Annotated in this window: 8 protein-coding genes and 1 pseudogene; all 9 read left to right on the forward strand. The window is 47.0% G+C overall.

Annotated elements, in window-relative coordinates:
- The coding region (locus tag B3180_RS12380) for a Type II secretory pathway component (RefSeq protein WP_286844882.1) at positions 1-361 on the forward strand (361 nt) is incomplete at its 5' end.
- A 62-nt stretch (positions 362-423) separates the two neighbouring features.
- Entirely contained in the window at positions 424-1,026 is a 603-nt protein-coding gene (locus B3180_RS12385) for a prepilin-type N-terminal cleavage/methylation domain-containing protein (RefSeq protein ID WP_054489747.1), read from the forward strand.
- A 45-nt stretch (positions 1,027-1,071) separates the two neighbouring features.
- The gene (locus B3180_RS12390; RefSeq protein ID WP_273023441.1) at positions 1,072-1,584 is read left to right on the forward strand and encodes a type II secretion system protein; all 513 of its coding nucleotides are present in this window, start codon (positions 1,072-1,074) and stop codon (positions 1,582-1,584) included.
- Positions 1,585-1,638: 54 nt separating this feature from the next.
- Positions 1,639-2,064 carry a prepilin-type N-terminal cleavage/methylation domain-containing protein gene (locus tag B3180_RS12395; RefSeq protein ID WP_286844887.1) on the forward strand — a complete coding sequence of 142 codons (426 nt, stop codon included), beginning with the start codon at positions 1,639-1,641 and terminating at the stop codon, positions 2,062-2,064.
- Positions 2,054-2,569 (forward strand): type IV pilus modification PilV family protein, encoded by a 516-nt coding sequence (locus B3180_RS12400; RefSeq protein WP_054489754.1) that lies wholly within the window; start codon positions 2,054-2,056, stop codon positions 2,567-2,569. Before B3180_RS12395 ends, B3180_RS12400 begins: the two co-directional genes overlap by 11 nt.
- Positions 2,569-3,369 carry a PilW family protein gene (locus tag B3180_RS12405; RefSeq protein WP_222236402.1) on the forward strand — a complete coding sequence of 267 codons (801 nt, stop codon included), beginning with the start codon at positions 2,569-2,571 and terminating at the stop codon, positions 3,367-3,369. Before B3180_RS12400 ends, B3180_RS12405 begins: the two co-directional genes overlap by 1 nt.
- Positions 3,359-3,805 carry a hypothetical protein gene (locus tag B3180_RS12410; RefSeq protein WP_054489760.1) on the forward strand — a complete coding sequence of 149 codons (447 nt, stop codon included), beginning with the start codon at positions 3,359-3,361 and terminating at the stop codon, positions 3,803-3,805. Before B3180_RS12405 ends, B3180_RS12410 begins: the two co-directional genes overlap by 11 nt.
- 2 nt (positions 3,806-3,807) lie before the next feature.
- Entirely contained in the window at positions 3,808-7,635 is a 3,828-nt protein-coding gene (locus B3180_RS12415; protein WP_278358279.1) for a DUF6701 domain-containing protein, read from the forward strand.
- A gap of 228 nt (positions 7,636-7,863) precedes the next feature.
- A pseudogene (locus B3180_RS12420) lies at positions 7,864-8,252 on the forward strand (sulfatase modifying factor 1); the annotation flags it as partial.

An 8,252-nucleotide genomic window follows, 5' to 3' on the forward strand; every position in this document is an offset into this window, starting at 1 on the left:
GGCCGCCAGAATGGTACTTATTAACGAGCCGCAAAAGTGGCGTCAAACCGAGTTAGACATTGCAGTATCGCGTTTTATTGACTCGCTTTGGCTGGCACGCACCGAATGGATGCGCCGCGGCAAGCCGAAAGAAGTGGCCTTGCTGAATGAAAGCAGAAAGCAGCAAGTGAAAATAGTCATGAATAGTCAGGGCTGGCCTTCGGTTGAACAAGGCTGCCTGCGCTTATGGCAGCAATTGGGCGGTGAAATACCAGCCAGTGCTTTGCAGGCTAAAGCGGAACTAAACAGCTGTTATTACGAAGTTAACCAACAGGCCTGGTTTAGCTATCACGATAAGCAGGGTCAGGTCGTTCGAAAATAAAGAGAAAGCTGGTGTTAAGTGTTAAGGAAATGTCATAAAATGGATTCCACTGGAGTTTTAGTATGAGAACTAAAATGAGAAAGCAGCAAGGCTTCACTATTATAGAGCTGATTATCGTGGTGGTTATTCTGGGGTTATTGGCCGCCGCGGCTATTCCCCGGTTTACCGATGTATCATCAGACGCAGAAGACGCAGCTCTTGAAGGCGTAGCTGGCGGTTTTGCCAGTGCTGTAGGCATTGTTCGGGGTGAGTGGGAGCTTAGCGGACGCCCGAAAGGTGATAGCAGCACGGGTTCCGGGGCTGAAGTATCGCTGGACCAAATTCTGCTTTATGTGGATGGCAATACCGGATACCCGGTTAGCGGTGACAACGACGCAGCGCACGACGAAAATCTGGTAGCTGAGGACTGTGTAAGTGTTATGCAGTCTATTTTGCAAGGAGCACCAACGGTTACAACCGATTTTAGTAACCTTGAGCAGACCCGTTATTTTACTTACGTGACACAGGATAGTGCTGCGGGTAACGATATGTGTGTTTATTATTTAACGAACACCATAAAAAATGAAGCAACAGCGCCATCGGGTGATGATTATCTGACAGTGGGCAATGCTTTCGTTTATAATCCACGCAATGGCGGCGTGAGTATTCACAGCAATAACCAATAATTTCTATATAGAAATATTTTTAAACAACAATTGAGAGTTTTAATTATGCGCAATCAAAAAGGTTTTACTCTGATCGAACTGATCATTGTTATCGTAGTTTTGGGGATTTTGGCTGTAACTGCTGCGCCTCAGTTTATTAACTTTTCTAGTGATGCTCGTACTTCGACTGTGAAAGGTCTTAAAGGGGCAATGCAGGGCGCGACTCAGACAGTATATGCAAGAGCTGCGATTGATGATGACTTGGATGGCACTTCGGCTGCTCCGGTGACTGTTAATGGTGTAGCTACTGTGAACGGTTATCCAGCAGCGACACAGGCAGGCATTGTTACTGCTGCCAATTTAGATGCAACAAATGTTGATCCTGCTACTACAGTAACAACAGATTGGGCGTTTTTTGCAGGTAGCGGTACCATTTCAATTGCCCCAGGTGATCAAGTAGTAGATCCTACAACGGCAGCGGTAGGGGATATTACCGACACGAACTGTTACGCGACATATTCAGATGCGGCTGATTCTAATACCCCTCCAGTAATTACTATTGTAACGACTGGCTGTTAAATCCGACTTTAGGAGCCTGCAGCCATTCAGCTGTGGGCTTTTTAAAGGCTAACTATGAAGTCCCGAGGCTTCACTCTTATAGAACTCATCATCATACTGGTCATCATCGGTATCTTAGCCGTATCGGCTAGCCCCTTATTTATTAGTGATTCTGGCACAAAAAGCCAAACAGCCCGCTTACAAGCGATGGGTATTTTGCGAGCCGTTCAGCAGCAAGCAATGCAAGATACTGTGAATGATTATAGTATTTCGGTAACAGAAAGCACTTTGGGTACCCCGCCTTACAGCGAAGACAATAGCCTTCAGCTCAGCAATTTAGATGACATCACGTTTTCACCTTCAGGCCTAACTATTGGCTTCAATGCACTAGGGCAGCCAACACAAGGTTGTACTGGCGGTTGCACAATAACGATTACCGAAAACTTAGGCGTAATCCGAACCATTAGCATTAATAAAGAAGGCTTTATTGATGCGCAATAAACAGACAGGTTTCACACTCATTGAGCTTATTGCCGGCATTGTGGTTATTGCTATTGTTACTTTGGTGGTGACAACCGGGTTGGGCCAGCTCTTTCGTCAAAGTGTGGACCCCTGGCAGCAGATTAGGGCAACGGAAGTTGGGCAAAGTCTCATGAATGAAATAATGGCCCGGCGGTTTGATGAAAATTCTAATATCGGTAATCAGTATGAACGCTGCTCTGAAGGTTCGGGGAGCTGCACAACACCGGCTCCGTGTCCTGGTGACGGTAGCACCCCAAATGCCGAAGAAGCTCAGCGAGAACAGTTTGATGATGTGGACGACTATAACGGCTTGAGGCTAAGTGGAGATGAATTGAGTGGCTCCTCACCGAATCGTTACAATGGTTTTGAGGCATTTGTTTGTGTCACAGAAAAAAATGCAAATGAACTTAAAAGAATAACGGTCACAGTTATTACTCCTCAAGACGAGCGCATAGAGTTCAGCTCCATAAAAGGGAACTGGTGATGAGAGCGCAACGGGGCTTTACCTTAATAGAACTCATTATTGTTATTGTGTTGCTGGCCATAGTGGCGGGTTTTAGTTTTCAGTTTATTGGCATTGGCGCGCAAATGTTTTCGACCGGTGCTGAGCGGTTGCAGACCATAGAGAAAAGCCGTTTTGCCATTGAGCGTTTGACCCGGGAAGTGCGGGGGGCGGTTCCAAATAGTGTACGGGTTAGTGGTCAATGCCTTGAGTTTGTGCCGGCAAAAGTCGCCGGGGTTTATTATGATACTCCAATACGACCCAGTTCTGCCGACGAAATGACCTTTGTGACTTTTGCCGGGAGCTCAGATGAAGACAATATAAGCTGGAGCCTAAGCGGAGATGAGCGTATTTTTATTTATGCCACCAGGGCAAACTTTATCTACTCAGATAACCCACAACGTTATGCAGAGCTAGCAAGTGGCTATGTGTCTACCAGCTTTGAGAATACTCTGCCTTTAGAGTCATCAAGTCAGTTCGCGAAGGAGTCGCCACTGCAAAGAGCTTATATTGGCAGCCCTCCGGTCAGCTTCTGTTTAAATGCGGGTAACTTATATAGGGTGAGCGGCTATGGTTGGCAGCAAACGCAACCAATACCCTCAGGTGGTTTTGCACCTGAAAACCTAATTGCGCAAGACATTAACATGAGTACCGCTGTTTTTGACGTAGAAGCGAATAACCAGCAAAGTAATAATATCATTACTCTGCAACTTCAATTCGGCGAAGCCGCTGAAGAACAAGTATTTTATTACCGTGAGGTGCACATCCCTAATGCGCCATAACAGACAGCAACGACAACTCGGTAAACAGCGAGGGAATACCTTAGTTATTGCGGTGTTCGTTATTGTTGTGCTCGGAGGTCTGGTAGCTGTGTTATCCAGTCTGCTGAGGACGACCTCAGAAAGTGTGGTTACCGAAGTGCTGGGAGCGCGTAGTTATTTAGCTGCGCAGTCGGGGCTGGAGCAAGCCATGTTGGAAGTCTATCCATTAAATAATGACCCTGTTACCAACTGCAGCTTTGATGGCACCAGTTACAGCTTCGCAGGTAACCAGAGCCTTCAGCAGTGTAACGCAGCCATAAGTTGCGATAGTCAGAATTACACAGATGCTGATAGCGAGACCTTTACTCATCTTGTGGTGACATCAACCGCGGTTTGTGAAGCTGGCTCGCAACGAGCATCAAGGCAGCTGCAAATAGAAACGCGAGTGGGGAATTAAAAATGAAAGCTCGCTATTTATTTTTACTAGCCGTTGCGTGTCTTCTGGTCACGGTAAGTGCCGACGCCAAAAAGTACAACTTGCCGAACCAAAGTCTGCCGGGCTGTACGCAAAATGGAACGACTTACACCTGCGGAACCTTAACACTCAACAGTGGCGATCAAATTGAAATCACCGGCAATGAAGGCGTTGTTATTATCGTTGAGGCCATTGACTTCGCTGACGGAGTTCAAATTAACAGTAAAGGCCCGTCTCTGGATATGCAGTTTTTATCGGGAGGGCAAACTACTATTGGTGAAAACAGTTCGGTGAATGCGTCCTTCGACAGTGACGGTGACATCGTCATAAGCGACGGCACCACGGTGACCGGAGATATTAGTTCAAGTGGGGATATAACGTTAGGGGACAACGTAACGGTTGAAGGTGACCTTAGTAGCGCAGGGACGGTAACAATAGGCTCCGGAAGTACAGTAACGGGTGATGTGAACGCGCCGGTAATTAATAATAGCGGTACGATTGAAGGCGAAACTTGCAATACCCCCGGTAACGTAGGCGACTGCCAGCAGACCCTACCCGATCCAATAGGTTACTGGCAGTTTGATGAATTACAGTGGGGTGGTACATCCGGAGAAGTTGCCGATAGCTCACCATACTCTTATGACGGTATTGCGTTAAGCAATGCGTTTACGTCAGGTTTTAACCCCGCGAGAACCTTAAACGATGAGAGTACTTGCCGTTATGGTCGCTTCAATGGCGACAACCGGGTGCGCGTTCCGGGTGTCGACCAGACACTGGAGTCAAATACCATTTCCGTTGCTTTTTGGTTTAAAGGTGACTCGGAGTTACAAAACCCGAGCGACAGCTACCAGACGTTGTTACTGCTCGGGGAAGGCACGACAGAGACAGATGCTGGGCGTTTTGAAGTCTACCGGCAGGATGATAGCGACGGCGGCGGATTATACTTTGAAGTACGTAAAAGAAATGGTGACCTGCTGACAATTGAAGCGGGAAATGCCTTTAATGGTCAGAGCAATTTATTTGATGACCAGTGGCATCATATAGCGGCGAGCTACAATGCCGACAATAACGTTCTTTATTTGTATATTGACGGTGAACTGTTCGATACCAACTCTTACTCTGGTGATACAAGACTTAACGACAGAGTAACGCCCACACTTTATATTGGTGGTCAGGGCAGTTCACAAAATAGTTTTCGTGGAGAAATTGATGAAGTCTACTTGAGTGACGGAGTTTTCACGCCGACAACTGCTGCAGTTCTGTATTACCAAACACGGCCATGTGCGAACACCCGCCCTCAATGTTCGGCAGTATGGCCGCAAGGGTTCAGCCCGGCCAATAGCGTACCTTTGCCTTTTGACTTGCCAGACAGAGCTTCGAACTCTCAATTGCCGGGAACGCTACAGCCTATAGATTATTTGCGAGTTGGTGATTTTAGTGATGTTGGCGCAAACTACTCAACAAACGGGCAGACGTCGCGGGTTTATATTGATGGTGATTTAACGATACAGTCCGGCCGTCGGATTAATATCGGTGGCAGCGCAGATGAACTGATTCTGGTTGTGACGGGTGATTTATATTTAGAAAAAGACGTAGAAATTAACGGTTATATTTATGTTCAGGGTAATTTGTATTTCGAAGAAAGTATTTTCCCCTGGAACAGAAGTGAGGTTAGCGGGGCGCTGAGTTTGGCAGGCCAGGCCAGTTCTTTTGGTTTTCCGGGGTTTTTCTCGCCAACAATAGCGTATGGAGCCCCTGATGAACCTCTGGATGGCGGCAATTTTTGTGAAGCTGGCAATACAGAGCCTCCGGTTGTAGTGCCTGATCATTATCGGTTGTCCTATACAAGCCCGGCATTAACTTGTGAAGCTACGGAAGTGACTATCGAAGCTTGTGCGGATGAGTCATGTTCAAGTTATTCACCTGTTAGCAGCACGGTCTACCTTTCTCAGAGTGCGGGGCAGTGGAGTCCGAACCCAGTTGTAGTAGCACCTACGGCAAATGTTGAGTTAAGCCAGTTAGAAGCGGGTGACTACACGCTAGCCGTTGATGATATTCAAACAACGCCAGGAGCTTTGAACCCGACGCAGTGTTACGTTAATGGTAATTTAACTTCAAATTGTGAGATAACCTTTAGTGATACCGGTCTTAAGTTTGGAGCGATTCCAAATCAGGTTGCGGGAGTGCCATTCTCCAGTACGCTTTCCGTTGTTCGACTTAATGATGAAACTAAGGCCTGTGAAGTCGTGGCCGAACAGGTAAATGAAGTCGATATGGGAATGTATTGCGTAAATCCAGGCAGCTGTAGCGACTTTACTCAGTTTCCTTATGCACAAATGACAGTTGATAACACTCAAATCGACGAACTAGAAGAGAATGGCAGCGGTGTTGTTGAAGGATGGACAGCTGTTGTAACAGACTTTGTTGATGGAGAGGATCTATTTACGGTTCAATACGGTGATGCTGGCCAGGTGAAGTTACACGCAAAAGCTCAACTGCCTAATGGCAAAGTGATTGAAGGTGTGTCGAACGACTTTGTCTATAAACCGGCTGAAATCTCGCTACAAACCGTGAGCAATTATAGTGGTGATATTCTGGCGAAGGCGGGCGAGGCGTTCTCGATGTCGTTGCAAGCGGTTAATGCGGGTGGCGAGGTAACGCCGAATTTTGGTCGTGAAACTCCACAGGAGACACTGAATATAGCGAGTATCGCAGATGCAGTTTTGCCTTCAGAGAATGATGGTAATATAGAGAATGTCGGCAACTTCGTAGCGCAGGATATCGGATCGATTCGCTTTGATAATACGACAGTGGCTTATACCGAAGTCGGCAATGCTAGAGTTACTGCTCAAATTGCGGACCAAGATTATCTTGGCACAGGAACGGTTATCACTGATCATAACATTGGTCGCTTCATTCCTTTCGCGTTTGAGCCATTGACCGCGGAATTTGCCGGTACTTGCACAGATTTTTATTACATGGGGCAACCGCAGTTGATTGAACTGTCAGCAAGAGCGGTTAATGCTAGCGGCGCAGTAACGGCAAATTATGATGGCTCGCTCGCGAAGGCCATACCTCTGTTTTATGCCTATGATGACCAGAGTGGTCTGGCAGAGCCGTTATCTGAACATTCAGTATCTGAAAACCCGGCAAATGACTGGCAATGGGACAATGGCATCGGCCAATTTATAGGCTCCGCTAGTGTGACTGTGTCCCGGTTATTGTCACAGCAGCCCGATGGTCCATATGAAAATTACATACTGGGATGGCAACTCGACGATCAAGAAGATGGTAATTTCTACTCGGTACTCGAAAATAGTGAGCTACCTGCAATGAACGGGGCCGCCCGGTTGGATAGTTCCTCTCTATATTATGGTCGTGTTAACCTGCAAGATACGTACGCGGGTATGGGCGATGTCATGCCAGTTGCCGGAGCTGTTGAATATTGGCAGGGCGAAAGCTTTGTTACAAATGAAAAGGATGCTTGCTCGACATTTTCTCGCGCAGACATTCAATTGCGCGACGACCTAACAGCCGGACCGTACCCGGCGTTAGAAACAACGCCGGCCGAACTTAGCGTCAGGGATGGGTTACTGAACCCCTCAGATGTTGATATTAACGAGTTATTCCGTTGGGTATCGGAGCAAGAAAGTGAGCCCTACTCGTTTCTTTTTGAGGCTCAAGTGCCTGCATATTTACAGTATGACTGGTCAGGAGATGGCGACTTTGATGAAAACCCGCAAGCCGAGGGCACATTCGGTATTTATCGCGGCAGCGATCGCCAAATTTACTGGCGTGAAGTAGGCTGGTAGAGTCATTTATGATGAATAATCGACAATTCGATGACAATGCCTCTTGCTCTTTTGTTGACAAGCAAATAGCATAAAGCAGAGTTTAAACGAAAAATGCGCGACGTTGACGAACGTTCAATATTATTACAATAACTATAGCGCGATTACAGCTTTGGCTTTTACGCCGCTTTGTTATTTTTTCAAGCTTGGAATGGGAACATGATGCGATTGGCTCGACTGGCCCTAGTAATGGCCTCTACATTGACATTCGCCTCGACGGCTCTTGCTCAGCAGGAGATGACTGTCGAAGAAATTGCTAACCAAATTTCGACTCTAGAGAGCGACTTTGAGAACGTTTCTGGCACCGTTAATACGCTTCAACAAGAAGAGCGTGAGCTGCGTGAAAAGCTACAAAACTTGCGTGAACGCAATAGCGAACTGGAGTCAAAGCGCGAATCGGCTTTAGCGGAAATGAATGACCGCTATCAGCGTTTGGTAGAAGACCCCACAATTGATATTGCTGGCGCTCAGGAAGCATATAAGCAAGCGGTCATGGCTCACCAGCAAAATAAAGCGGACATTAAGCAGCAGGTTAGCCTGGTGAATGAAAAGGCGCGTGAAGTTGAAGAAGCGCGTGT

This window comes from Idiomarina sp. UBA4206 (assembly GCF_002383015.1).
Classification (GTDB): Bacteria; Pseudomonadota; Gammaproteobacteria; order Enterobacterales; family Alteromonadaceae; genus Idiomarina; species Idiomarina abyssalis.